This window comes from Anaeromyxobacter oryzisoli (genome assembly GCF_022690765.1).
Taxonomy (GTDB): domain Bacteria; phylum Myxococcota; class Myxococcia; order Myxococcales; family Anaeromyxobacteraceae; genus Anaeromyxobacter; species Anaeromyxobacter oryzisoli.
Map to the genome: position 1 here is coordinate 49,785 of NZ_JALCZA010000014.1, position 24,384 is coordinate 74,168.

Annotated in this window: 20 protein-coding genes; 8 read left to right on the forward strand and 12 right to left on the reverse strand. The window is 73.2% G+C overall.

Annotation, left to right across the window (positions count from 1 at the left end; genetic code table 11):
- The first annotated feature begins 5 nt into the window (after nucleotides 1–5).
- The 3 genes from murC to MNZ27_RS07185 all read left to right on the forward strand — a co-directional run bounded on the left by murC (nucleotide 6) and on the right by MNZ27_RS07185 (nucleotide 3,601).
- Nucleotides 6–1,382: a UDP-N-acetylmuramate--L-alanine ligase gene (murC, locus tag MNZ27_RS07175; RefSeq protein ID WP_242393358.1), complete on the forward strand. Its 1,377-nt coding sequence runs from the start codon at nucleotides 6–8 to the stop codon at nucleotides 1,380–1,382.
- Between the two features lie 241 nt (nucleotides 1,383–1,623).
- On the forward strand, nucleotides 1,624–2,577 hold the full coding sequence (gene murB, locus MNZ27_RS07180) for a UDP-N-acetylmuramate dehydrogenase (protein ID WP_242393359.1): 954 nt from the start codon (nucleotides 1,624–1,626) through the stop codon (nucleotides 2,575–2,577).
- 100 nt (nucleotides 2,578–2,677) lie between these two features.
- The gene (locus tag MNZ27_RS07185; RefSeq protein WP_242393360.1) at nucleotides 2,678–3,601 is read left to right on the forward strand and encodes a D-alanine--D-alanine ligase; all 924 of its coding nucleotides are present in this window, start codon (nucleotides 2,678–2,680) and stop codon (nucleotides 3,599–3,601) included.
- Between the two features lie 304 nt (nucleotides 3,602–3,905).
- Here MNZ27_RS07185 and MNZ27_RS07190 read toward each other — a convergent pair whose 3' ends face one another.
- The 4 genes from MNZ27_RS07190 to MNZ27_RS24245 form a co-directional block, all read right to left on the reverse strand.
- The gene (locus MNZ27_RS07190; RefSeq protein WP_242393361.1) at nucleotides 3,906–4,742 is read right to left on the reverse strand and encodes a thioredoxin domain-containing protein; all 837 of its coding nucleotides are present in this window, start codon (nucleotides 4,740–4,742) and stop codon (nucleotides 3,906–3,908) included.
- Between the two features lie 83 nt (nucleotides 4,743–4,825).
- Entirely contained in the window at nucleotides 4,826–5,653 is an 828-nt protein-coding gene (locus MNZ27_RS07195) for a tetratricopeptide repeat protein (protein WP_242393362.1), read from the reverse strand.
- A gap of 10 nt (nucleotides 5,654–5,663) precedes the next feature.
- Nucleotides 5,664–6,749: a cytochrome c3 family protein gene (locus tag MNZ27_RS07200; RefSeq protein ID WP_242393363.1), complete on the reverse strand. Its 1,086-nt coding sequence runs from the start codon at nucleotides 6,747–6,749 to the stop codon at nucleotides 5,664–5,666.
- A 183-nt stretch (nucleotides 6,750–6,932) separates the two neighbouring features.
- On the reverse strand, nucleotides 6,933–7,283 hold the full coding sequence (locus MNZ27_RS24245) for a cytochrome c3 family protein (protein ID WP_408629683.1): 351 nt from the start codon (nucleotides 7,281–7,283) through the stop codon (nucleotides 6,933–6,935).
- Nucleotides 7,284–7,583: 300 nt separating this feature from the next.
- Between MNZ27_RS24245 and MNZ27_RS07205 the strand changes: the two genes are divergently transcribed.
- The 5 genes from MNZ27_RS07205 (at nucleotide 7,584) to MNZ27_RS07225 (ending at nucleotide 11,969) form a co-directional block, all read left to right on the forward strand.
- The gene (locus MNZ27_RS07205) at nucleotides 7,584–8,408 is read left to right on the forward strand and encodes a cell division protein FtsQ/DivIB (protein ID WP_242393364.1); all 825 of its coding nucleotides are present in this window, start codon (nucleotides 7,584–7,586) and stop codon (nucleotides 8,406–8,408) included.
- A gap of 111 nt (nucleotides 8,409–8,519) precedes the next feature.
- Nucleotides 8,520–9,752 (forward strand): cell division protein FtsA, encoded by a 1,233-nt coding sequence (gene ftsA / locus MNZ27_RS07210; RefSeq protein ID WP_242393365.1) that lies wholly within the window; start codon nucleotides 8,520–8,522, stop codon nucleotides 9,750–9,752.
- An 18-nt stretch (nucleotides 9,753–9,770) separates the two neighbouring features.
- Nucleotides 9,771–10,985, forward strand: coding sequence for a cell division protein FtsZ (gene ftsZ, locus MNZ27_RS07215; RefSeq protein ID WP_242393366.1), 1,215 nt, complete (start codon nucleotides 9,771–9,773; stop codon nucleotides 10,983–10,985).
- Nucleotides 10,986–11,339: 354 nt separating this feature from the next.
- Nucleotides 11,340–11,615, forward strand: a complete 276-nt coding sequence (locus tag MNZ27_RS07220; RefSeq protein WP_242393367.1) for a dihydrofolate reductase family protein — start codon at nucleotides 11,340–11,342, stop codon at nucleotides 11,613–11,615.
- Nucleotides 11,616–11,672: 57 nt separating this feature from the next.
- A complete protein-coding gene (locus MNZ27_RS07225) occupies nucleotides 11,673–11,969 on the forward strand; it encodes a dihydrofolate reductase family protein (RefSeq protein ID WP_242393368.1) in 297 nt (98 codons plus the stop codon).
- A gap of 119 nt (nucleotides 11,970–12,088) precedes the next feature.
- Here MNZ27_RS07225 and MNZ27_RS07230 read toward each other — a convergent pair whose 3' ends face one another.
- The 8 genes from MNZ27_RS07230 to alaS form a co-directional block, all read right to left on the reverse strand.
- Nucleotides 12,089–13,258 carry a M24 family metallopeptidase gene (locus MNZ27_RS07230; protein WP_242393369.1) on the reverse strand — a complete coding sequence of 390 codons (1,170 nt, stop codon included), beginning with the start codon at nucleotides 13,256–13,258 and terminating at the stop codon, nucleotides 12,089–12,091.
- Between the two features lie 300 nt (nucleotides 13,259–13,558).
- On the reverse strand, nucleotides 13,559–14,578 hold the full coding sequence (locus tag MNZ27_RS07235) for an alpha/beta hydrolase (protein WP_242393370.1): 1,020 nt from the start codon (nucleotides 14,576–14,578) through the stop codon (nucleotides 13,559–13,561).
- Nucleotides 14,579–14,686: 108 nt separating this feature from the next.
- A complete protein-coding gene (locus tag MNZ27_RS07240; RefSeq protein WP_242393371.1) occupies nucleotides 14,687–15,715 on the reverse strand; it encodes an electron transfer flavoprotein subunit alpha/FixB family protein in 1,029 nt (342 codons plus the stop codon).
- Between the two features lie 65 nt (nucleotides 15,716–15,780).
- Nucleotides 15,781–16,593, reverse strand: a complete 813-nt coding sequence (locus tag MNZ27_RS07245; protein ID WP_242393372.1) for an electron transfer flavoprotein subunit beta/FixA family protein — start codon at nucleotides 16,591–16,593, stop codon at nucleotides 15,781–15,783.
- A gap of 12 nt (nucleotides 16,594–16,605) precedes the next feature.
- Nucleotides 16,606–18,468, reverse strand: a complete 1,863-nt coding sequence (locus tag MNZ27_RS07250; RefSeq protein WP_242393373.1) for a 4Fe-4S ferredoxin — start codon at nucleotides 18,466–18,468, stop codon at nucleotides 16,606–16,608.
- A gap of 134 nt (nucleotides 18,469–18,602) precedes the next feature.
- The gene (locus tag MNZ27_RS07255; RefSeq protein ID WP_242393374.1) at nucleotides 18,603–20,828 is read right to left on the reverse strand and encodes an acyl-CoA dehydrogenase family protein; all 2,226 of its coding nucleotides are present in this window, start codon (nucleotides 20,826–20,828) and stop codon (nucleotides 18,603–18,605) included.
- A gap of 313 nt (nucleotides 20,829–21,141) precedes the next feature.
- Nucleotides 21,142–21,525: a hypothetical protein gene (locus MNZ27_RS07260; RefSeq protein WP_242393375.1), complete on the reverse strand. Its 384-nt coding sequence runs from the start codon at nucleotides 21,523–21,525 to the stop codon at nucleotides 21,142–21,144.
- A 90-nt stretch (nucleotides 21,526–21,615) separates the two neighbouring features.
- Complete coding sequence (gene alaS / locus MNZ27_RS07265; protein ID WP_242393376.1) at nucleotides 21,616–24,342, reverse strand: alanine--tRNA ligase; 2,727 nt, start codon at nucleotides 24,340–24,342, stop codon at nucleotides 21,616–21,618.
- Between the last annotated feature and the right edge of the window lie 42 nt (nucleotides 24,343–24,384).

The following is a 24,384-nucleotide window of genomic DNA, read 5'->3' on the forward strand; positions in this document are numbered from 1 at the left end:
GAGCCATGAGCCTCTTCCGTTCCCGTCCCGCCAAGATCCACTTCGTGGGCGTCGGCGGCATCGGCATGAGCGGCATCGCCGAGGTGCTGCTGAACCTCGGCTACGCCGTCTCCGGCTCGGACCTCAAGGAGTCCGAGACCACCCGCCGCCTCGCGTCGCTCGGCGGCCGGATCGCGCGCGGCCACGCGGCCGGCAACGTGCAGGCGGTGGACGTGGTCGTCACCTCCTCCGCCGTCCGCCGCGACAACCCCGAGGTGATCGAGGCGCGCCGCAGGAAGATCCCGGTCATCCCCCGCGCGGAGATGCTCGCCGAGCTCATGCGGCTCAAGTACGGCGTCGCGATCGCCGGCTCGCACGGCAAGACCACCACCACCTCGATGGCGGCCCACCTCCTCGCGACCGCCGGGATGGACCCCACCGCGGTCGTCGGCGGGAAGGTGAACGGGTTCGGCTCGAACGCCAAGCTCGGCGGGGGCGACTACATGGTGGTCGAGGCGGACGAGTCGGACGGCTCGTTCCTGCGGATCCCGCCGACGATCGCCATCGTCACGAACATCGACCCCGAGCACCTCGACCACTGGGGCACGCCCGAGGCGCTGCGGCGGGGCTTCGTGGACTTCGTGAACCGCGTCCCGTTCTACGGGCTCGCGATCCTCTGCACCGACCACCCCACCGTCCAGTCGATGCTCCCGGAGGTGGAGAAGCGCGTCGTCACCTACGGGGTGAGCCACCAGGCCGACTACCGCGGCGACGGGATCCGGGTCTCCGGCCAGGCCGTCCGCTTCGAGGCCTTCCGCCGCGACGAGCCCCTCGGCACCTTCGAGCTCAGCATGGTCGGCCGCCACAACGCCATGAACGCCCTGGCGGTGATCGCGCTCGGCGACGAGATGGGGATCCCCGCGGACGTGACCCGCCGCGCGCTCGCGACGTTCCAGGGCGTGCAGCGCCGGTTCACGGTGCGCGGCCAGGCGGGCGGCGTGACGGTCGTGGACGACTACGGCCATCACCCCGCCGAGGTGAAGGCGACGCTGCGGGGCGCGCGCGAGGCGTTCCAGCGCCGGGTGGTGTGCCTCTTCCAGCCGCACCGCTACACCCGCACCCGCGATCTGCTGCCCGAGTTCGCGAAGGCGTTCAACGACGCGGACGTGCTCCTCGTGACGGACGTCTACGCCGCGGGCGAGGACCCGATCCCGGGCGCCACCGCCGAGCACCTCGTCGAGGCGATCCGCGCCTGCGGCCACCGCGACGTGACCTACGTCCCACGCGGCGAGCTCGCCCGCGCCGCGCGCGCGCGGGTCCGGTCCGGCGATCTCGTGCTCACGCAGGGCGCCGGCGACATCACCGCGGTCGGGCCGGAGCTGCTGAAGCTCCTCGAGGCTTGAGGTCGAGCACCGGGGCGCCCCGTGATCCGTGCCCGTCACCGTCACCGGCTTCTCCGTGACCCGTGAACCGGGTCGCGTGGCCCGTGGCCCGGTTCCCGTGGTCCGACCGCGGCGTCGGATCACGGGCCAGGGGACACGGGATACGGGAGGCGGGAGGCGGGAGGCGGGCACGGGGAACGGTGACGGTCACGGTGACGGGTACGGGTTCGCGTGCGGGTTCGGAAGGGTTCGGAAGGGTTCGATGAAGGACTGGAGGAGCGAGATCGAGCGGGTCGTCCGCGGGGAGCTCGTCCGGGACGCGCCGCTCGCGCCCCGGACCGCGATCCGCGTGGGCGGCCCCGCCGATCTCCTCGTCCGGCCGGCCGACCCGGACGCCCTCGCCGCGCTGCTCCAGGCGGTGCGCCGGCTCGGCGTGCCGCTCGCGGTGCTGGGCGGCGGCGCGAACACCCTGGTCGCCGACGCCGGCGTGCGCGGCGTCGTCCTGAAGCTCCCCCAGGACTTCCCCGGCGAGTCCTCCGCGGGCGAGGCGCTCGTGCTCGCCGCCGGCGCGCCCACCTCGCGCCTCCCGGCGCGCGCGCACGAGCTCGGCCTCGTCGGGATGGAGTTCGTGGCGGGGATCCCCGGGACGCTCGGCGGGTGCGTGGCGATGAACGCGGGGACGCGGCGCGGGGAGATGAAGGACATCGTCACGCGGGTCGAGCTCGCGACGGCGGACGGCGCCGGGTTCGTGCCCGCGGCGGCGCTCGGGTTCGCGTACCGGACGTGCCGGCTGCCGCCCGGCGCGGTCGTGACGCGCCTCGAGGTGCGGCTGCGGCGCGGGGACGTGGCGGAGAGCGCCGCGCGCATCGCCGCGGACCGCGAGCAGCGGCGGCGGACCCAGCCGCTCGACCGCCCCACCTTCGGCTCGACCTTCCGCAACCCGGAGGGCGACTTCGCGGGCCGGCTCGTGGAGGCGGTGGGCCTGAAGGGGCACCGTGTCGGGAACGCCACGTGGTCCACGGTCCACGCCAACTTCGTGACGAACCTCGGCGGCGCCACCGCGCGCGACGTGCTCGCCCTGGTCAAGCTGGCGCGCGCCCTCGTGAAGGAGCGGCTCGGGATCCGGCTCGAGGCCGAGGTGCGGCTCCTCGGCGAGTTCCTTGCAGAGGACCTGGTGGGGCTCGAGGATCTCGGGGCCCCGACGGGCGTATCCTGAGCCTTCAACCCGCGCTCGCCTGGGCGAGCGCAGGGGCGCGCGAGCGCGCCCCGGATCGAGCGGGACCGGAGCGTGAGCCTCCGCCCCGCCGGAGAGAGCGATGAAGTGGACGGGCAAGCGGGTCGCGGTGCTGCACGGTGGTCGATCGAGCGAGCGGGACGTGTCGCTCCGCACCGGCGCAGCGTGCGCCGACGCGCTCCGGCAGAAGGGCTATGACGTCACCCTCGTGGACGTGGACGTGGACGTCGCGGCGCGGCTCCGCGAGGCGCGGGCGGAGGTGGCCTTCGTCGCCCTCCACGGGCGGTGGGGCGAGGACGGGTGCATCCAGGGGCTCCTCGAGTCCATGGGCATCCCCTACACCGGCTCGGGCGTGCTCGCCTCGGCCGTCGGCATGGACAAGGGCATCGCGAAGGTGCTCTTCCGCACCCTCGGCCTGCCGGTGATCGAGTACGTGGTGTTCCCGCCGGAGCGGGCGCCGTCGATCTCGGTGGCCGATCTCCCGTTCGGCCTGCCGTGCGTGGTGAAGCCCTCCGGCGAGGGCTCGAGCGTCGGCGTCCACCTCGTGAAGGACTCCGCGAAGCTCGGCGCCGCCTGCAAGGACGCGGCGTCGTTCAAGGGCGAGCTCATCGTCGAGCGGTACGTGAAGGGGAAGGAGATCCAGGTCGCGGTGCTGGACGGCACCGCGCTCGGCGCCATCGAGGTGGTCCCGGCCAACGAGTTCTACGACTACGCCGCGAAGTACACCGCGGGGACGACGCAGTACTTCTACCCGGCGCGGATCCCGCCCGATCACGCGCGCGCGGTCATGGAGGCGGCCGAGAAGGCCCACCGCGGCCTCGGCTGCTCCGGCGTCACGCGGAGCGACTTCATCCTCACCGACGACGGCACGCCCTACGTGCTCGAGGTGAACACGCTCCCCGGGATGACCGCCACCTCGCTCGTCCCGAAGATCGCCGCGGGCAACGGCATCCCGTTCCCGGACCTCTGCGAGCGGCTGCTCGAGGGCGCGAGCCTGAAGGCGTAGGCGCCGGGTTCGGACTGAAGCGGAGACGGCGCCCTCGCGGGCGCCGTCTTCTTTCGTGATCGTCGCCGTGAACCGTGCCCGTCGCCGTCACCGGCCGCTCCGTGACCCGTGAACCGGCTCCCGACTCCCGTGGCCCACCCTCCGTGATCCGCCGGATCACGGGCGAGGGGACACGGGACCCGGGTCGCGGGCACGGGGAACGGTCACGGTCACGGGTACGATTACGGACCGTGCTGGCAGCCGGGAGGCATGCGGCGCGCGCTATGCTCCTCCCCGCCGCCTGACGGCGAGTCCCTCCCCCGTCCTACGGGGCCGCGCAGAGCGCGCGCGTCTCGCCGAGATCCGGGTTCGTGGGCTGGAGCTTCGCCGCCATCTCCACCGCCTGTGCGGACTCGGCGCACTGCCCGAGCTTCGCGTACGCCTTCGCCATGACAACGTAGGCCTGCGCGACGGGGGCGATCTCGAGCGCGCGCTGCGCCTTCTTGATCGCCTTCTCGGGCAGGCCGAGCTCGTACAGGCGCCGCGCCATGTTCACGTCGCGCATCGCCTTCTTCATCGGATCGGCGCCGGGGAGCGGCGACTTCTCCGGGTTCACGGTCTTGTCGAGGTCCGCCTGGGTGGCCTCGCCGAGCAGCATCCGGATCCGGACCTTCAGGACCTCGCAGTAGTCGATCTGCCGGTAGGGCTCGAGGGCCATCAGCTTGAACTTCGCGTCGACGATCCCGACCATCGGGTGGAGCCGGATCCCGAGCCGGTCGTAGAGCACGTCGCCCTCGTCCACGAGCACCGGCATCTTCAAGCCCGTCTGGGCCACGAGCGCCTTCACCTCGTCGGGCGGCGCGGAGGACGAGACCACCGCGGCCCAGTGGATCGACTTCCCGGCGAGGTCGTGCTCGCACTGCGCCATCTGCTTCAGCGCGTCCGCCGAGCGCTCCTGGCCCGTGCGGAAGAAGACGAAGACGTTCGCCTTCACCTTCGCGGAGAGGAGCCGGTCCTTGCCGCCCGAGAGCGTCCTGAGCTCGACGTTCTCGATCAGCGTGCCGGCCTCGGCGTGGGCATGCGCGGTGGGCGGCAGCACGGCGACGACGGCGAGGATCGAGAGGAGGATGGAGCGCCGGGGGGATCGGGGAGATCGAGTCATGGGGAGCTCGGATGATGGCATCCCGCCACGATGGGCGGTGTTCGTTGTCTGTCTCGCGATCGCGGGACGGCCGGCGCGTCGCGTCACCGCCCGCAGCTCTTCCTTCCGTCCACGGCGACGGAGCTGGCGGGGTCGATCTTCAAGGCGGCGTCGAAGGCGCGGATCGCCTCGGGGCACTTCCCCTGCGCCGCCAGGATCTCACCCTGCAGCGCATACCCCGCCGCCGTCGGCGCGACCGCGAGGACCTTCTCGACCTCGGCGAGGGCGCGATCGAGCTTCTGGATGCGCAGGAGCATCCGCGCGTAGTTGAGGTGCCTCCGCGCGACCCCCTCGTCCGTCCGCGTGATCGAGCGCTCCGGGGAGTCCAGCTTCGCGACGGCCGCCTCGTCGAGCTCCCCCAGCACGAGCCGGATCCGGGCCTTCACGCGTTCACAGTAGTTGATCTGCCGGAACGGCTCGTACGCCGCGAGCCGCCGGCTCTCGTCGAGGACTCCGACGGTGGGGTGCAGCCGGACCCCGAACCGGCCGTAGAGCGCGTCCCCCTCGTCCACCAGGACCGGCATCCGGATGCCGGTCTCGGTCACGACGGCCCGGACCTCGGCGGGCGCCCAGGAGCTCGAGACCACCCCGACCCAGTGGACCGGCTTGCCCGCGAGCTCCCTCTGGCAGGCGGCCAGCTCCCTCAGCGCGTCGGTCGAGTGCTCCTGCTGCGGCCGGAAGAACACCACCACGTCGGCCTTCGCGCCCTTCGCCAAGAGCGAGGCCCTCCCGCCGTCGATGGTGCGGAGCTCCGCGTCCTCGACGACCTCGCCCACGGCCACGTTGGCGAAGGCGCGGCCGGCGATCGGCCGCGCCCCCCACACCACGACGAGTCCCAGCAGGATCCCCCGGACGGCGAAGCGCCCGTTCACGCCGGCCTCTTCACTTCGCCGCGGCGCTGGTCAGCGTCTTGTTGTTGTAGGTCTTCGTGTCGTGGCACGTCTTCGCGCACGAGCCGCCGTTCGGCAGCTTCGTGAAGCCGACCTTGAGCATCCAGCCCTTCGGGCCGTACGGCACGCCGTCGCGGATGTGGTGGTCCTGCTTCGACGCGTGGACCTCGTGACAGGCGCGGCACGTCCGGCCGCGCTCCCTGTTCACGTGCACGTAGTGGAGGTTGCGCGAGCCGTCCCGGAAGCCGGTGAGCGTGGTGGTCTCGGCCTCGGAGACGACCTTGTCGTTGTGGCAGCCGTAGCAGAGCGCGTAGAGCTTCCGGTCGTAGGGCGCGTAGAACTTCTCGGGGTACGGCGCCACCAGGAGGCGGAAGTTCTCGCCACCGTGGGTCCGGTGGCAGGCGGAGCAGTCCTTCGCCTTCACCGGGTCGTGCCACACCTTGTTCTCGTCCAGCCACTTCTTGAAGTTCGTCATGAGCCGCCCGTCATCGGTGGTCATGCCGTCCTTCGCGTGGCAGTTCACGCACAGGTCGAACGGCAGCGCGATGAGCAGCTTCTCGACGTTGGCCGCGTGCGGGTTGTGGCAGTTCGAGCACTTCTTGCCCGTCGTCACCGCGTCGTGCCTCACCTTCGCGGTGGTCACCTGCTGCTTGATGCCGGCGTGGCAGCGGGTGCACATGTCCACCATCTCGCTGGCGAGGAGGGCGGTCTCCACGGAGTTGTGCGGGTTGTGGCAGTCGGTGCACGCCTCGGCCGCCGGCACGTGCTTGTACTTCCGCGCCATCACGTCGCGCACGTCGTCGTGACACTCGAAGCACTGCTCGTTCACGCTCGCGTGCCGGATCGGCCCCGGGTTCTTCGGATCGTTGTTCTGATGGCACACGCCGCAGTCGCCGCCCTCGAACGGTGCGTGCGAATGAAGCGCCTTGTCCTTCGGCAGGGGGGCGACGTCGGCGCCGCGACGGAGGGCCTGCTTCTTCACCTCCGTCTTCATCGGGGCCGCGTCCGCTCGCTGCGCGCCGAGGCCGAGGGAGATCGCGGCGAGAGCCGCCGCGAGGATCGGGAGCCGCTTGTCCATTTCCACTCCGCTGCGAGGGGCCGGCCGCGCGTCGGCCTCTGCTCGTCCACTGTGGGGCACGCGCGTCGGGGACGAATCTTTGACTACATTGACGACCATCGGCCTTGATCCGGCCCAAGTGCGACGAAATTCACCACTCCGCGAACCGTCATCCGGCGTGGTGCCGGAATCCAGAATGCAAGCTCAGGAGCGCAGGAGCAATTTCCGGTTCCTGGAATTGTGCGGCGAATGGCAGGCGAGGCACTTCGTGCCATTCGTCCTCGGGTGAACGGCCCGGTCCATCTTCACCGGAGCCGAGCCGCTGAACTCGTCGTGGCACCCGAAGCACACGTCGTTGCCGGCCGAGGCCGGCCCGGGATTCTTCGAGTCATTTCGAGCGTGACACGTGTCGCACGCCCCCATCTCGAAAGGACCGTGCGAAGACGCCGCCTGCTCCCGAGGCAGCGGCGCGAGCCGGTCGTCGGCGCCGCGAGCGACCTGTGCAGCCAGCGCGAGCGCGGCGGCGGTGAGGAGAGGTGCGAAACGAACGCGCATTCGATCTGCTCCGTGAGATTTCGAGTGCCCTGCCTCTCGACGTTCGAGGGAGCGAACTCATTTACACGAACACCCTGCCCGGGTCGATGTCGCGAATCGCGCAGGCGCTTCCGGCTGGCTGCGGGCGGGGTGGATGCACTCCGGATGCCAGGACACAGAGTCGATCCGGTCGAAAACTTGCCAAGCCTGGAGGCTGGGGCATCCTGCACCCTCGGGTGATAGCGCCTGGAAGCGGTCGCGATCGGTGCGGCCGTGTGGGCGGGTGGAGCGGCGGTGGCGCGGGGTCCGAACCGACGACGGGTGGACAGGGTTCCAGGGGAGCAACGGCGGCGGCTCGCCCGCGCGCTCGGGCTCGCCCTGCCCGCGATCGTGGCGGTGCTCGCGCTCGGCGGCGCCGGGTTCCTGGCCTGGCGCGTGGGGTTCGCCGGTGACCTCCTCCGCGTGAAGGAGCTCCGGTTCGAGGGGCTGCACCGCGCGACCGCCGCCGAGCTCGCGGAGCTCTCGCCGGCGCACGTCGGCGATCACCTCCTCTTCATCGATCCCGGCGCGATGGAGGCGGCCCTCCGGCGGCACCCGTGGGTCGCGCGGGCGGTGGTCCGCCGGCGCTGGCCCCCTGCGCTCGAGGTCACCGTGACGGAGCGCGAGCCCGCCGCCCTCGTCGATCTCGGCGGGCTGTACCTGGTGGACGCGCACGGCGAGGTGTTCAAGCGGGCGGCGCCGGGCGACGGGCTCGACCTGCCCCTCGTCACCGGCATCGACCGCGAGGACTGGACCGACCGCCGGGCGGAGTACGAGCCGCTGCTGGCGGCGGCGCTGGCCCTGCTCGGGCGCTGGTCGGAGCGGGGGCTCGGCGCGCTGGCGATCTCGGAGATCCACGTCGATCCCGACTACGGGACGACGCTCTTCACGGCCGACGGCGCGGAGGTGCGGCTCGGCCAGGGTGACATCGAGGAGAAGCTGTCGCGCCTCTCGCGCGTTCTCTCGGCGCTCGACGCCGAGGGGCGGCGGGCGGAGGTGCTCCACCTCGACAACCGGCGGCGCCCGGAGTGGGTGGCCGTGCGGCTGGCGGGACGTGGCGGTGGGGACGGCGGTGATCCGCCCGGGCGCTCGGCGCCGGGGCGGTAGGTGGTGGCAGGCTCCGGGGCACGCGGCCGCGCGCCCCGGGGCGGCACGGAGGGTCCGAGAGGGCCCGTCGGGTGAGCGCGAGAGCGCGACACGCCCGGAGAGGTGGTGGTCATGGCGAAGAGCGGCGACATCCTCGTCGGCCTGGACATCGGCACGACGAAGATCTGCGCCATCGTCGGCGAGGTGACCGACGAGGGCGCGATCGACATCATCGGCATCGGCTCGCACCCGTCGAAGGGGCTGCGGAAGGGCGTGGTCGTCAACATCGACGCCACCGTCGCCTCGATCAAGCGCGCGATCGAGGAGGCCGAGCACATGGCGGGGTGCGAGATCACCACCGTCTACACGGGGATCGCCGGCGGGCACATCAAGGCGTTCCCGTCGCACGGCGTCGTCGCGGTGAAGGACAAGGAGGTCCGCCAGCAGGACGTGGACCGCGTGATCGACCAGGCCAAGGCGGTGGCGATCCCCCTCGACCGCGAGGTGATCCACGTCCTGCCCCAGGAGTACGTGGTCGACGACCAGGACGGCGTGAAGGAGCCGGTCGGGATGAGCGGCGTCCGCCTGGAGGCGAAGGCGCTCATCGTCACCGGCGCGGTCTCGTCCGCCCAGAACATCGTGAAGTGCGCCCAGCGCACCGGCCTGAACGTCGCGGACATCGTGCTCCAGCCCCTCGCCTCGTCCCTCGCCACCCTGAGCGAGGACGAGAAGGAGCTCGGCGTCTGCCTGGTGGACATCGGCGGCGGCACGACCGACATCGCGATCTTCCACAACGGCGCGATCCAGCACACGGCCGTCATCTCGCTCGGCGGCAACCACCTCACGAACGACGTGGCCGTCGGGCTCCGCACGCCCACGCACGAGGCGGAGCGGCTCAAGAAGCAGTACGGCTGCGCGATGGCGTCGATGGTCGAGAAGTCCGAGACGATCGAGGTCCCGAGCGTGGGCGGGGGCTCCCCGCGCGTCCTCTCCCGACACATCCTCGCCGAGATCGTGGAGCCGCGCGTCGAGGAGATCTTCATGCTCGTCCAGCACGAGATCCAGAAGTGCGGGATGGAGGAGATCCTCGCCTCCGGCGTGGTGATCACCGGCGGCTCGACGCTGCTCGCCGGGATGCCGGAGATGGCGGAGGAGGTCCTCGGGGTGCCGGTCCGGCGCGGGCTGCCCCGGTCCATCGGCGGGCTCGTGGACGTGGTGAAGAGCCCGATGTACGCCACCGCGGTGGGGCTGGTGATCTTCGGGGCGCAGCAGCAGGACGCGAGCCCGTACTTCAAGATCCGCGACGAGAACGTGTACCGCAAGGTGAAGGGCCGCATGAAGGAGTGGCTCGGGCAGATCTTCTAGCCGGCGGGGGCGACGGACATGATCGAGTACACGGACAAGCAGGACGCGGCGAAGATCAAGGTGATCGGCGTCGGCGGCGGCGGCGGGAACGCCATCAACACGATGGTCGCGGCCCGGCTCGAGGGGGTCGAGTTCATCGCCGCCAACACCGACGTGCAGGCGCTCGCCGCGAACAAGGCGAGCGTGAAGATCCAGCTCGGCAAGAGCGCCTCCCGCGGGCTCGGCGCCGGGGCGAACCCGGAGGTGGGCCGGACCGCCGCCCTCGAGGAGCGCGATCAGATCGCCGGGGCGCTCGAGGGCGCCGACATGGTGTTCGTCACCGCCGGCATGGGCGGCGGCACCGGCACGGGCGGGGCCCCCGTCGTCGCCGATCTCGCGAAGACCACCGGCGCGCTCACGGTCGGCGTGGTCACGAAGCCCTTCCTCTTCGAGGGGAACCGGCGCCGCAAGCAGGCCGAGGCCGGCATCGCCGAGCTCGCCGCGGCGGTGGACACCCTCATCGTGATCCCGAACCAGCGGCTCCTCGCCGTGGCCGGGGAGAACATGTCCCTCGCCGACGCGTTCAAGCGCGCCGACGAGGTGCTCCTCAACGCGGTGCAGGGCATCTCGGACCTCATCACGGTCCACGGCATCGTGAACGTGGACTTCGCCGACGTCCGGACCATCATGAGCGGCCAGGGGATGGCGCTCATGGGCACCGGCCGCGCCGCGGGCGACCGCCGCGCCATGGAGGCGATGCAGGCCGCGATCAGCTCGCCGCTCCTCGAGGACGTGACCCTCGACGGCGCGACCGGGCTCCTCGTGAACATCACGGGCGGGCCGGAGCTCACGCTGAACGAGGTGAACGAGGCGGTGACGATGGCGCAGTCCGCCGCCGACGCCGAGGCGAACATCATCTTCGGGTCCGTGATCGACGAGCGCCTCGGCGACGAGGTGAAGATCACCGTGATCGCGACCGGGTTCCAGGGGCGCGAGGAGCGGAGCCGCGCGCTGGCGCGCCAGCCCGCCGAGGCGCGTGCGCCGGCGACGATCCGCACCGTGCCGCCGCCGCTCCCCGTCGAGGCGAAGCCCCGGGAGCCCATCCGGCTCCAGACCGTCGCGCCGGCGACCGTCCCGGTGCGCGCGTCCGTCTCCCCCGCCCGGCGCGACCTCGCGTCCTTCACGCCGGCGGACGAGGATCAGTACGACATCCCCGCCTTCCTGCGGCGGGGCGGGACGACGCCGAGGGAGTAGGGCCGGCGATAGCGCAGGCAGCCGGAGCCCGGATCCCACGCGCGTCCCTGCCCGTACGCCATCCTCCGCTCCCCACCCCGGGGACGGGGGTGGGGCGCGGCGGGCGGCGAAGCGCCGTCCTCCGATTCGGGCGCCCGCTCTCGTCCTTGCGGCTGCGTGACAGTCCGTCAAGTCGCCGCGTGCTGCGAGCGCATCGCAGGCCGGTGGAATGGCCTCCGGGGAAGATGGGGCTCGGCGGGCGGGGCGACCCTCTTCGGGTCCAATGATGCGGCGGCGCCCGCCGCGTCCGGCGGCCTCTATGTACCGAGGGTTCGCCATGGCCAACGGCGAGCGCCCTCGGGAGGAGGCTCACGCATGTCCAAGCTGACGCTGACCACCTTCGTCACGCTCGACGGCGTCATGCAGGCGCCCGGCGGACCCCGGGAAGACCGGAGCGGCGCGTTCCTCCACGGCGGATGGGTCATTCCCCTCGCCGACGCCGACTTCGGCGGCTTCATGGTCGAGGTGTTCTCGCGGGCCGGCGCGTTCCTCCTGGGGCGGGGGACCTACGAGATCTTCGCGAAGCACTGGCCGCGCGTCACCGACCCGGCGAACCCCATCGCCACCGCGCTCAACCGGCTCCCCAAGTAGGTCGCCTCGCGAACCCTGGGCCGCCTCGACTGGAGCGGGTGCACGCTCGTCCGAGACGTGCCTGCAGAGGTCGCGCGGCTGAAGCGCGAGGACGGCCCCGAGCTCCAGGTCCACGGCAGCCCCGGTCTCGCGCAGACGCTGCTCGAGTACGAGCTCGTCGACGAGCTCAACCTGCTGCAGTTCCCGGTCGTCCTCGGCGCGGGCAAGCGGCTCTTCGGCTCCGGCGCGATCCCGACGGCGTTCCAGCTCCTCGCCACGCGAGCGACGAGCAAGGGGATCCTCATCAGCACCTACCGGACCGCCGGCCGACCGACCTACGGCTCGGCGGAGCTCGAGGCCAGTGAGCACGCGTGACGGCCCCGGCCGGCGGGCCCATGAGCTCCGCGGCCCCGGCGACGCCGTCCGGTCGCCCCCGTGCTCAGGATGGGCCCGCGAACGGACTCGCCCGCTCGCTCCGGGACTGCGGTGCCGCCCTACCCCGGGACCCTGATCACGTCGTCCGCGAGCGCCGTGATCTTCTCGCCGCCGGCGGGCGTCACGGCCCAGGTGTTCTCGATCCCGACCGCCCCGAGCCCCGGGAACACGAACTTGGGCTCGACGGCCACGATCTGCCCCTCGACGAGCGGCGCCGCGAACCCCGGCGCGAGCACCGGCAGCTCGTCCAGCTCGAGCCCGACGCCGTGCCCCACGAACCGGGTCTGGTCGCCCGGGGGCCCCATGAACCGATCGCCGAGCCCCGCCGCCTCGGCGCGGGCGCGGGCGCGCTCCCAGAGCGCCTCGCAGATCACCCCGGGGCGGAGCGCGCCGGCCACCTCGGCCTGGATCTCGAGCGCGACCTGGAAGGCGCGCTCCAGCTCCGGCGCGAGGGCGCCCACCACCGCGATGCGGGTCATGTCCACGACATACCCGCCGAACACCCCCGTGAAGTCGAGCAGCACCGGCTCGCCCGCGGCGATGACCCGGGCGGACGCGCCCTGCGGGTAGGCCGCGCCGAGCCCGGCGCCCACCACCGGCCCGTCGAAGTAGCCGGGCGTCGCCGCGCTCGCGCCGGCGGCGACGATCCCGACGAACAGCTCGGAGTTGAAGCCGCGCAGGCGCGGGGTCCCCATGCCCCCGGCGCGCCGGAGCCGCAGCTCGAGCTCGGCGGAGACGTCGAGCTCGCGGACGCCGGCGCGGAGGAAGCGCGGCACCTCGGCGAAGGCCGCCGCGATGCGCCGGCCGCCGTCCTTCAGGATCTCCCGCTCGGCGGCGGACTTCACCGATCGCTGCTCGCGGAGGGCGCCCGAGATGTCCACGAGCTTCGCCGCGGGGAGCTGCCTGCGCCACCAGTCGAGGGTCGCCTGCGGCACGGCGTCGAAGGTCGCGCCGACCTGGCCCGCCGCGCCGAGCGCGGCCGCGAGCTCCCTCGACGGCGGGAACGGCCGCACGTCGGAGATCGCCGCCTCGCTCCGCGCCCGCGCGACCGACTTGCGGACGAGGAGGACCGGGGCCCCGCTCGCCGGGACCCAGAGCGCGCCGTTCTGGCGGGTGCCGGTCAGGTAGAGGACGTCCACCGCGTGGAGGAGGAGCGCCCCCGAGAGCCCGCGCCCCCGCAGCGTCTCCTGCAGCCGACCGATCCGCTCCGCGTGCTCCCGAGACTCCATGCGTTGGCTCCTCGCCGGGGTGGATCACGGAGCGTGCCGGATCGCGGACGCGAAAGGAAGCCGCACCTCCGGTTGGGGGCGACGGCTACCCGCGGAGCGACCGTGCCCGAACGCGAACGCGCGAACCCGTACCCGTCACCGTACCCGTCACCGTGCCCGTGACCGTTCCCGTATCCGTGCCCGCATCCCGCGTCCCGTGTCCCCTGGCCCGAGTCTCCGTCGGTTTACGGGAACCGGGCTACGGGCCACGGGATCCGGTTCACGGGTCACGGGGAGACCGGTGACGGTGACGGGCACGGTTCACGGTGTGGCGAGGGCGCGGCCCTCCTGGAATTTCCTCGCGATGGCGCGGACCGACGCCTCGTACCGGTAGCTCGTGCCCTGGTGCCCGTCCTCGAACTCCTCGTGCAGGACCTCGACGCCGCCGGCGCGGAGGCTCTCGACCACCATCCGCGCCCCCCAGCGGAGGTGGTACTCGTCGCGCGTGCCGCAGTCCACGAACACCGTCGCGAGCCGCCGGTAGCGCTCGATGGCCTGCGGCACGTAGCGGACGGGATCCTCGGCGAGCCAGCGCGCCCACACCTCGGGCCGGAGCCGGCCGGTCTCGCGCTCGAACGGGAGCGCGAGGCCGAGCGGCTCGTCCGGATCGGGCGAGTAGTGCGCCGCCATGGCGAGCACGTTCAGCACCGGGTGATCGCCCCCGGCCATCTTCGTCGCTCGCGCGCGCCGCTTCAGCTCCGCGAGCCAGGCGGCCGGGCTCTCCGCGGCGAGGAGCGCCCCCGCCGCCACCGGCAGCTCGCCGAGGTAGCAGTACTCGAAGGCGGCGTCGCCGGAGTGGCAGGCGACGTGCGCGAACACCTCGGGGCGGTCGCGCCCCATCCTGAGGGCGCCGTAGCCGCCGGAGCTCTTCCCCACGATCGCCCGCGCCTCGCGCCGCGGGACCGCGCCGAAGCGCGCCTCCACGAAGGAGACCACGTCATCCGCCACGTAGTCCTGGTATCGGCCCACGGCGGGGGAGTTGATCCACTGGGTGCCGCCGAGGCCGGTGAAGCCGTCCGGGAAGACGGCGAGGAACGGCGGCACCGCCCCCGACTCGACGAGGGCGCCGAGGCGATCCGGGACGGTCGGCTGGAACGGGCCGGCGCTGGTCCAGCCGCGCGCGGTGCCGGTGAACCCGTGCAGGAAGTAGATGGCCGGGAGCGGTCCGCCGTCGTGGCCGGGCGGGCGCCAGACGAGCAGCGGCCGCCGCGCGGGATCGCCGAGCGGGTTCCCGGCGAGCGCGGGGGAGTCGATCTCGACCTCGATCATCTGGCCGGACATGCCGGTTCCCTACCCCGGCGCGCCGCTCCCCGCAACGGGGCCGCGCCGACCGCGCGCTCCGCGTCCGCCCGCGCCGCGCCTCACGCCGCGCGGCGCGCGGCGCGATCGCTACCCGCCCTTCTTCGCCTCGAGCAGCGCGTTCATCCTCTCCATCACCGCGAACGCGTCGGCGACGTACAGCACGTCCGCCTTCCCGCGCGCCCACCCGCACGCGGGATCCAGGTTCACCGCGCGACGCTCGCGGATGAACCGCCAGCCGACCACGTGCGGCTCCTCGCCGTGGCAGCAGGTGGCGAGCCCCTTCGGGTGACGCGGGGTCGCGCCCGTCTGGCCGACCTGGTTCAGGTGGCTCATGAACGCGAACACCTTCTGCCCCTCGCCGGCCTGGTCCACGAGCGACTTGGAGGAGCCGAGCGAGGCGCCCGAGGCGCGGAGGAACCCGCGGATCAGCCCCTCGGCGCGCTCCGGGTGCGGCTTGCCGTCCGCCTGCTTCTTGGTCCAGCCCGCGCCCGCGACGAAGAGGAGCCTCGCCTCGGGGCGGATGGTCTGCTCGCCGGACGCCGGCGCGCGGAGGCCGGTCACCTCGGTCCGGGGGGGCGGGATCGAGACGGCGACCCGCTCCACCGGCGGCGCGGCGCCGCCCTCGGCCCGCGCCGCCGGCGCGACGCCCGGGTCCACGAGCAGCACCCACGGCCGCTCCTTCCGCCGGAGCTTCGCCTCGATGCGCTGCTTGTAGTACCAGCGCGCGACGGCGGCGCCGCCGTCGGCGCTCACCTGCGCCACGTGCGTGTCGATCCGGCCGCCGATCCGCTCGGCGACGCCGGCCGCGACGCGCGACGTCCGCGACGAGGCGGGGGCGACCACCACCGCGGCGCCGGACGCCTTCGCGAGCGCCGTGGCCGCGGCCGCGTCGCTCGCGTACCGGCCGTCGGCGAGCGCCGGGTCCTCCGCGACGAGGACCTTCGCGACCCCGAGCCCCGCGAGCGCCTGGACGGCGGGGCCGACGGACGCGCCGAGGAGCGCGACCTGGACCGGGCCGCCGGCGGCGAGGACGCGGGCGGCGGAGAGCGCCTCGAGGGCGCCCTTCGGGAGCGCCCCGTCGAGCTCGACGGGGGCGAGGAGGAGCACGTCTTCCATGGTCGTCGTCTCCTTCATGGCGGCGCCCGCCCGCGTCGGGCGAGGGCGGGCGGCGCCGTCGTGCATCAGTCCTGGGAGATCCACTCGACGAGCTCGCGCGCGATCTCGTCGGGGCTCGCGTCCTTCACGATCCGGGTCTCGCGCTGCGCCTTCGGCACCGCGACGGAGAGGAACTCGACCCCCGCCGTCCCGACCGGCGCCGCCGGGGCCCGCTGCAGCGCGGGCATCACCTGGCGCATGTTCGCCATCCCGATCTGGGGGTTGTTCTTCGGCTCGGGGAGGCTGCCGGTCGCCCAGCCGAGCACCGCGGGCGGGCCGGCGACGACGGAGACCTGGTGCTTCCCGCCCTCGACGCGCTCGAGGATCTCCAGCGCGCCGCCGGCCTGCACCGCGATCTGGTCCACGCCCTGGAACTGGTCGTGGATCTCGAGCCGCTCGCCGACGAGCTGGAGCGTCACGCCCGCGCCGCGCGAGGCCGACTCCCAGCCGCCGAAGAGGAGGAGGCGGCCGCGATCCAGGCCGGGGAGCGCCTTCACCGCGGCGGCGAGCCGGACCGCCACCTCGTGGGCGTCGGTGAAGCCGCCGGCGGGGCCGTCCAGCGCGACGAGCTCGAGCGGCACCTTCTGCGCGACGGCCATCATGACCTGCTGCAGCTTCGCCTTCGGCCCGAGCGAGACGAGCGTCACTTTCGAGCCCGGCACCTTCGCGGCGAGGTTCGCGGCCTCGAAGAGCGCGTGCGCCGCCCAGGGGTCGAGCACGGCGGGGAGCATCGCCTCGTTCTTGAGCGCGGGCCCCTGCGGCGTCGCGACCGGCTCGAGCGTCTGGAGCGGGTCGGGCACGACGCTCCCGAGGACCACGATCTGGTATCCGGCGGTCATTCGTTCCTCCTCCTAGTTCTCGGCGGAGTGGAGCCCGCCCGTTCCGGCGCGGAGCTGGAGGTTCACGCGGTCGGTCCCGTCCAGGCGCTGGGAGCAGCTCCAGCAGCAGGCGCCGCAGTGCACGCACTTCTCCCGGTCGAACGTCGGGACGCCGTCCTCGCCCGGGCGGAGCGCCTCCGCCGAGCAGATCTCGACGCACGCCCGCGCGCGGCAGGCGCGGCACAGCTCGGGCCGCGCGAACGTCACGTGGTCCGCGTAGCCGGGCGGCGCCTGCACCTTGCCGCCGACGAGGAGCGCGTCCTGGTGCGTGACGAGGAGCTTCCCGTCGAGCGCGATGGGCGGCCACCCGGCGCGGTCCATGAGCGCGTCGTGCAGCGGGACGCCCTGCGCCGCGCACGCGCGCCGGATCCGCTCGATCTCCTCCGCGGGGATCTTCCCCTCGTAGAACGCCTCGAGCGAGCCGAGCTTCTCCGCCGGGTGCGGCGGCTCCTCCCCGAGCGCGAGCTTGCCGCGGGTGAGCCCGGCGAGCGCCATCCCGACGAGCCCGCTCACGACGCCCCGCTGGAAGCCGTCGCGCGCGCGCTCGGCCACCCTCCCCTCCGCCTCGATCCAGCTCGCCCGGCGCCGCGCCGCGTAGCTCGCCAGGAGGTTCTCCCGGGTGAAGGGACGCCTCCCCTCCGCGAGCGCGATCACCGCCTCGCCGAGGAGGACGCCGCTCGTGAACGCCTCGTCCACCCCGGAGCTGGTGAGCACGTTGGTCGAGCCCGAGCCCTCGCCGATGCGGGCGAAGCCGTCGCCCGCGAGGAGCGGCTCGGCGCGCCGGCCCGACTCGAGGATCGACTTCGCGCCCCACGACCGGAGCCGCGCCCCCTCGAGCCACCGCCAGAGGTAGGGGTGCTGCACGTAGTGCTGGAGGTAGCGGTAGGTGGTCCGCGCGGGCGACTCGAACCAGCTCGGGACGAAGATCCCCACCGACGCCACGCGGTCCGGGTGGACGTAGAGGAACCCGAAGATCTCCGGCTCGGGGAAGCCGAAGGTGTGCAGCACGGTCCCGGGGCGGAGCGGCGTGTCCTCGGGGAGATCCACCACGAGCTTCATCCCCACCGCCCAGTCGCGGCGGGCGTGGCCCGCGGGCATCCCGAGCACCTCGTCGAGCTGCCGCCCGATCGCGCCGACCGGCCCGTCGGCGACCACCGTGAGCGCCGCGCGCACGTCCAGGCCCGGCAGGTAGGCGCCCTCCGGCCGGCCCCGCCGGTCCACGCCCTGGTCGAGCAGCCGCACCCCGGCGACGCCGCTCCCCTCGAAGAGCGCCTCGGCGACCGGCGTGCCCGGCCAGATCTGCACGGCGCCGGTGGACATCACCTGCGCGCCCATCCACTGCATGAGCTGGCCCATCGAGAAGACGAACCCGTCGCGCTTGTGGAGGAACGCGGGCGTCCAGGGGAGCTCGAGGGCGTGGGCCTCGACGGGCAGCACGGCGCGGAGCGCGCGGAGCGCGGCGTCCGCGGCCCGGAGCGTGGCGGAGCGGCGGCTCGCGCCGACGGGATCGAGGAGGTAGAGCACCTTCTCCTCGCGCACGGGGGCCGCCATCGGGATCTGCGCCGGGTCGAGCCCCGGGAAGGCGGCCCGGAGCCCGCGCCCCCGCGTCACCACGCCGGACACGCCGAACCCGAGGTCGTCGGCCCGCTCGTAGCAGACCACCTGGAGCGGCGCGCCCGGCGTCGCGGCGCTCTCGAGCGCGGGGAGGTCCGTCGCCGCGAGCCGCCGCGCGAGCGTGGTGAGGAAGCCGGCGGCCGCGGGCCCGAAGCCGACGCACGCGACGTCCACGGCCATCGTCTGGCGCTGCGGCGCCTCGGGGGACACCTGGGGCTCCATGATCGGGATCGCTCCGTCGGTGGGTTCGTCGGGCGCTAGTACCGTGCGTCAGGAGTTGGAAGGCCTGGAGCCTTCCCCGCGAAGTACTGCGGAGCACTTCGAGTCGGCTGGTTCATGAGTCGTGCGGAGCAGTCCTAGGCGGGGTAGTCGAGCGCCTCCGGGATCATCACGTGCGCGAGCGCCTCGGCGGCCCGGTCCTTCGCGAGCATCGCGCCGGTGAGGCAGCCGTCCATCTTCACCCGGAGCCGGGCGAAGTCGGTGATCCCGCGGCAGGAGGCGCAGGGCCCCTCCTTCTCCGGGTGATGCTCGCCCTCCACCTGGTCGCACGCGCAGCCGGCGAGGCCGGCCACGATGCCCTCGAGCGCCTCGGCGTCCACCGCGCTCCAGCAGGCCCTCCGGCCCTCCTCGTCCCAGGCCGGGTGACGGTTGTACCCGTGCACGAGCTCGGCGCAGATGCGGCCCACCTCGCCCGCGGCGCGGGCGGCCTCGACGTGGCAGAGGTCGGCGAGGAAGCGCGCCGTGCCGGGGAGCGCGTCGCCCAGCGCCGCGGCGCCGCCGTCCGCGAGCGCGACCGCATCGAGGATCTGCGCGCGCGACGCGCAGAGCCAGGCGAGCGCGTCGGCGAGCTTGAACGAGACGCCCTGGCGCGCCGGCTGGACGAGCCTCTCGCCGTCCGCGTCGGTGGCGCCCGCGAGGTAGGTGACGGTCCAGAGCCACAGCTCCATCGCCGAGGCGAGCGCGCACGCGCCGGTGCCGGGGTGGCTCGAGGCGAGGTGCCGCAGCTCGCGCGCCCAGCCCCGGAGCTGGGCGAGGAACAGCGGCGCCGTCATCGTGACGGAGAGCTGGCGCCGCTGCACCGCCTCCGGCCCCTCGTACGTCGCCTCGAGCTGCGAGTCCATCCACTTCTGGCCGAGGAACCCGGGGCAGTCCTCGGTGATGCCGTAGCCGCCCATGAGCGAGACGGCCTCGCGGAGCACCGTCGCGCCGTGGCCGGTGTCCCAGAGCTTCGTCGCCGGGCAGAGGACGTTCGCCTGCGCGTCGAGGAGCGCGAAGCGGACCATCTCGTCCGCCCCGAGGACGCGGAACCGCGCCTCGTCCGCGGCCCCGCGCGGGCGCGCCGCGAGGTCGAGGTACTCGAGGGCGCTCCGCTCGACGAGCTTCATCCACTTCATCGTGGCCCGCGCGCCGGCGATCCCCTGCGCGGCGAGGAGGGCGTCCTTCCTCCGGTCGAGCGGGTCGAGCTCGTCGAAGAGCCGGGCGGTGGACAGGCCGAGCGACGCCGCCGCCTCCCCGGTGGCCCACACCTCGACCAGCCGGTGCAGGGCGTCCTCGCGCTGCTGGATCCCGAGGTCGTGGCGGATCGACCCGGGCGCGGCCTGCTCGGCGCCGCGGAAGCGGTTGCGCTGGTACCGGATCACCGGCTCGATCGCGCTCAGGAGCTTCGCGGCGGTGATGACGCCGACCGTGACGCGCGTCCGCCGGAACACCGCCTCGATGATCGTGGAGTGGTCGAAGTTCGGGACGATGACGCCGTCCTTCACGGTGTAGCCGCCGACGATCCGCGACGCGGGCACCCGCAGGCTGAAGATGGGATCGGTCGTGGAGGAGAGCTGGTGGACGAGCTTCCTCGTGGGCGTGCCGCGGTCGAAGGTGCCGGGGTCGCCCTCCTCGAGGATCACCATGCAGCTCCCCTTGATGCGCGGGTCGCCCGAGTCCACGGCGGCGGTGACGAAGCTCGCGAACCCCATGTTGGTGATGAAGCGCCCGCGCTTCTCGACCTGGAGCACCGGCTCCGCGCCGTCCTGCCACTCCGCCACGCGGATTCTGCCGGAGAGCATGCCGGTGTCCACGCCGACGTAGGGGATGGGCTCCGTGAGCGCGAACGCGGCGCGCCAGGTCTTCCGCTCCTCGCCAGGCTTCGGCGGGACGGCGAGGCTCATGTAGTGGCGGCGCTGCTCCGGCGTGCCCTTCTCGTGGATCGGCGAGAGGCCGAGGAACCCGGCGAGCGCGCCGGTGGCCGCGCCGGCGTCCACCCAGGCGAGCTCGAACGCGGCGAGCGCCAGGGCCAGGTTCTTCGGGCCGGAGATGAAGCCGCCCTCCTCCGGCTCCATGAACGCCGCGGTGATGCCGGACGCGTCGTAGGCGGCGAGGAGCTCCGCCTTGCGGGGCGTCCAGTCGTGGTCGTTCCGGCCGCCGGCGGCGACGAGCCGCGCGACGGGCCCGCGCGCCACCTGGCGGGCGGACTGGACGAGCATCTGCACGTCGTAGCGATCCGCGAAGCGCCACATGATCTGGCGGACGTCGTCGCCGGGCAGCGTGCGGAGCGCGTCCAGGGCCGGATTCACCGCGGGAGAAGCCATCGCGAGGTCTCCTTCCGCGCGCTCGGCGCGGTCGAAAGTCGAGATCCGGAGAAGTCGCGACGATAGCAGCGGGGCGCATCCCGTCGAAGCAGACCAAATCAGGGGCGCACGGGGCGCTGCGCCGGAGTGCCGCAGCTCCGCTCAGGGTGAACGTCCTGTTCTCGCGGAGTTGTGCGGCCCGCCGCTCGAGCGTGTGGCGTATCGCGCGCTCCCATCGTGACGGGAGCGACCACAAGCCGCGCCCGGAGCGGTGCGGCGCGCCCCTCCCGCGAGCCACGCGGCCGCGGCGTCGTGACGCTCACCGTGGGGAAAGTCAGGGGCGCGCGAGCACCGCGCCGCAGCGCGCCGTCAGCTCGGTGGTGCGGGCGAGGAGCGACTGCGCCTCGGCGTAGAGCGCCGCCGCGTCGCCGGTGTCGGCGCCCTCGGGCAGCTCTCCGATGCGCGCGAGGAGATCGCCGACGCGGAGCAGGTGCTGGTGCGCGAGCAGCAGATCGCGCGCGAGCCGGGCGCCCTGCCGCGTGTAGATGAGGCCGGTCTGGAACAGCCGCGCGAGCGACCGCCGGTTCACCTCGTCCACGCCGCTGCAGCGCACCTGGAACTCGCGGAGGCGGCGCGCGTCGCGCGCCTGGGCGAGATCGACGACCTCCGGCGATGCCGCGCGCGTCGTCTCTCGCGCTCCTCTCGTCGGCTGGGTCATCGGCCGGAGATCGTACCGCATCCCCCCCGACGACGGTCAACGCCGCCGTCGCCCTTGACACGTCCCGGGAGTGACGCCTCCGGACGGAGGCTACTCGAGCGCGCGCCCCGCGAGCTCCTCGACCTTCGCGAGCGCCCGCTCGAGGCCCGAGGGATCGGAGCCGCCGGCCTGCGCCAGGTCCGGCTTGCCGCCGCCCGAGCCCCCGACCAGCTTCGCCGCCTGCTTCACGAGGTCGCCGGCCTTGAGCTTCCCGGTGAGGTCCTTCGTGACGGCGACGAGGAGGATCGCCTTGCCGTCGTGCTCGGCGCCGAGGGCGACCACGCCCTTCCCGAGCCGGTCGCGCAGCTTGTCCGCGAGCTCGCGGAGGGCCTTGCCGTCGCCCTGGACCTTCACGGCGAGCACCTTCGCGCCCCCGATCTCCTTCGCCTGCGCGGCGAGGTCGCCGGACTGGGCGGCGGCGATCCTGGACTTCGCGTCCTCGAGCGCGCGCTCGAGCTCCTTCGTGCGCCGCTGCGACTGCTCGATCTTCTGCGCGACCTCGAGCGCGCCGGCCTTCAGGAGCGCGGCCGCCTGCCGGAGCTCGTCCGCCTCGCGCTGCGCCGCCTCGACCGCCTTCGGGCCGGTCAGGGCGACGACGCGCCGGACGCCGGCGGCGATGGACTCCTCCGACGCGATCTTGAAGTAGGCGATGTCGCCGGTGCGCCGGACGTGGGTGCCGCCGCAGAGCTCCTTCGAGGGGCCGATCCGGACGACGCGCACCACGTCGCCGTACTTCTCCCCGAAGATCATCATCGCCCCGACCTGGCGCGCCTTCTCGAGCTCGAGGACCGCCGTCTCGGTCTCGACGTTCTCGCGCACGAGCTCGTTCACCCGCCGCTCGACGGTGTTGAGCTGCTCCGCGGTGAGCGGCTGGAAGTGCGAGAAGTCGAAGCGGAGGTAGTCCGGCGCGACCACCGAGCCGGCCTGCTTCACGTGCTCCCCGAGGGCCTCGCGGAGCGCGAACTGGAGGAGGTGCGTCGCGGAGTGGTTCGCGCGGACGAGGTCGCGGCGCCGCTCGTCCACCGCGAGCTCCACCCGGTCGCCGACGGCGAGCTCGCCCTCGAGCACCTCGCCGACGTGGGTGATGAGCCCGGGGACCGGGCGCTGGGCGTCGTCCACCCGGATCCGGAGCCCGCCCGGGCCGGTGATCGTGCCGACGTCGCCGACCTGGCCGCCGGACTCGCCGTAGAAGGGGGTCGCGGCGGCGATCACCTCGACCCGGTCGCCCTTCCCCGCCTTCGCCGCGCGGGCCCCGTTCGCGATGAGCGCCTTCACCTCCGCGGTCGCCTTCGTCACCTCGTAGCCGAGGAACTTCACCTCGCCGAGCTCGCCCGCGATGGCCTTGTGGAGATCGCCGACCGCCTCCTCGCCGGAGCCCTTCCATTCGGAGCGCGCGCGCTGCTCGGCCATGTTCCGGTCGAAGCCCTGCTCGTCCACGTCGAAGCCGCGCTCCGCGGCGATCACGCGGGTGAGGTCGAGCGGGAAGCCGAACGTGTCGTAGAGCTGGAACGCCACCTTGCCGTCGATGACGGGGCGCCCGTCCTTCGCCGGCGCCGAGGTGGCGGGCTTGCCGACCGCGACGGCGTCCGGGGCGGCGAGCTTCCGCATCTCCGCCTCGAGGATCGCGAGCCCCTTGTCGAGCGTCCGCCGGAAGGACTCCTCCTCCTGCTGCGCCACGGTGGTGATGAAGGGCTCGTTCTCGCGGATCTCCGGGTAGGCGGCCCCCATCTCGCCGATCACCACGCGGCAGACGTCGGCGAGGAAGGGCCTCTCGAGCCCGAGCCGCTTCCCGTGGCGGATGGCGCGGCGCATGATCCGGCGGAGCACGTACCCGCGCCCCTCGTTCGACGGCAGCACCCCGTCGCCCACGAGGAAGGTGGTCGCGCGGGCGTGGTCGGCGATGACGCGCATCGAGACCGAGTCGTCCTCGTCCCGGCCGTACGGCTTCCCGGCCAGCTCCGCGACGGCGGCGATGATCTTCTGGAAGAGGTCGGTGTCGTAGTTCGACCGCTTCCCCTGCACCACCGCCGCGAGCCGCTCGAGGCCGGCGCCGGTGTCGATGGAGGGCTTGGGGAGCGGGGTGAGGCCGCCGTCGGCGCTCCGCTCGAACTGCATGAAGACGAGGTTCCAGATCTCGAGCCAGCGGTCGCAGTCGCAGGCGACGCCGAGGCACTTCCGCCCCGCCTTCTCCTCGGCGCAGGGGATGTCGTTGCCCTGGAAGTAGTGGAGCTCCGAGCACGGGCCGCACGGCCCGGTGTCGCCCATCGCCCAGAAGTTGTCCTTCGCCCCGAGCTTGTGGATCCGGGCCTCCGGGACGCCCTGCGCCTTCCAGAACCCGTACGCCTCGGCGTCCCAGGGGATCGTCCCCTCGCCGGCGAAGACCGTCGCGGCGAGCCGGTCCTTCGGGATCCCGAGCCACCGCGGGCTGGTCACGAGCTCCCAGGCCCAGGCGATCGCGTCCTGCTTGAAGTAGTCGCCGAAGGAGAAGTTCCCCATCATCTCGAAGAACGTGTGGTGGCGGGCGGTGAACCCGACGTTCTCGAGATCGTTGTGCTTGCCGCCGGCCCGCACGCACTTCTGCGCGGTGGTCGCCCGGGTGTAGTCCCGCTTCTCCCGGCCGGTGAACACGTCCTTGAACTGGACCATGCCGGCGTTCGTGAAGAGGAGCGTCGGGTCGTTCTGCGGGACGAGGGAGGAGCTCGGGGCTCGGTGGTGGCCGTGCTCCTCGAAGAAGCGGAGGAAGAGCTCGCGGATGTCGGCGGCGGTCGGGGTCTTCATGAGGGATGCCTTGAATAACAGACGTTTGCGCCCGGATCCACA

Coding starts and splice junctions, on each gene's coding strand:
- MNZ27_RS07185 (WP_242393360.1), top strand. CDS start 2,678: ATGAAGTGGACGGGCAAGCGGGTCGCGGTGCTGCACGGTGGTCGATCG.
- MNZ27_RS07255 (WP_242393374.1), bottom strand. CDS start 20,828: ATGGCTTCTCCCGCGGTGAATCCGGCCCTGGACGCGCTCCGCACGCTG.
- ftsA (WP_242393365.1), top strand. CDS start 8,520: ATGGCGAAGAGCGGCGACATCCTCGTCGGCCTGGACATCGGCACGACG.
- MNZ27_RS07250 (WP_242393373.1), bottom strand. CDS start 18,468: ATGGAGCCCCAGGTGTCCCCCGAGGCGCCGCAGCGCCAGACGATGGCC.
- ftsZ (WP_242393366.1), top strand. CDS start 9,771: ATGATCGAGTACACGGACAAGCAGGACGCGGCGAAGATCAAGGTGATC.
- MNZ27_RS07245 (WP_242393372.1), bottom strand. CDS start 16,593: ATGACCGCCGGATACCAGATCGTGGTCCTCGGGAGCGTCGTGCCCGAC.
- MNZ27_RS07260 (WP_242393375.1), bottom strand. CDS start 21,525: ATGACCCAGCCGACGAGAGGAGCGCGAGAGACGACGCGCGCGGCATCG.
- murB (WP_242393359.1), top strand. CDS start 1,624: ATGAAGGACTGGAGGAGCGAGATCGAGCGGGTCGTCCGCGGGGAGCTC.
- MNZ27_RS07235 (WP_242393370.1), bottom strand. CDS start 14,578: ATGTCCGGCCAGATGATCGAGGTCGAGATCGACTCCCCCGCGCTCGCC.
- MNZ27_RS24245 (WP_408629683.1), bottom strand. CDS start 7,283: ATGCGCGTTCGTTTCGCACCTCTCCTCACCGCCGCCGCGCTCGCGCTG.
- MNZ27_RS07230 (WP_242393369.1), bottom strand. CDS start 13,258: ATGGAGTCTCGGGAGCACGCGGAGCGGATCGGTCGGCTGCAGGAGACG.
- MNZ27_RS07200 (WP_242393363.1), bottom strand. CDS start 6,749: ATGGACAAGCGGCTCCCGATCCTCGCGGCGGCTCTCGCCGCGATCTCC.
- MNZ27_RS07220 (WP_242393367.1), top strand. CDS start 11,340: ATGTCCAAGCTGACGCTGACCACCTTCGTCACGCTCGACGGCGTCATG.
- murC (WP_242393358.1), top strand. CDS start 6: ATGAGCCTCTTCCGTTCCCGTCCCGCCAAGATCCACTTCGTGGGCGTC.
- MNZ27_RS07190 (WP_242393361.1), bottom strand. CDS start 4,742: ATGACTCGATCTCCCCGATCCCCCCGGCGCTCCATCCTCCTCTCGATC.
- MNZ27_RS07240 (WP_242393371.1), bottom strand. CDS start 15,715: ATGGAAGACGTGCTCCTCCTCGCCCCCGTCGAGCTCGACGGGGCGCTC.
- alaS (WP_242393376.1), bottom strand. CDS start 24,342: ATGAAGACCCCGACCGCCGCCGACATCCGCGAGCTCTTCCTCCGCTTC.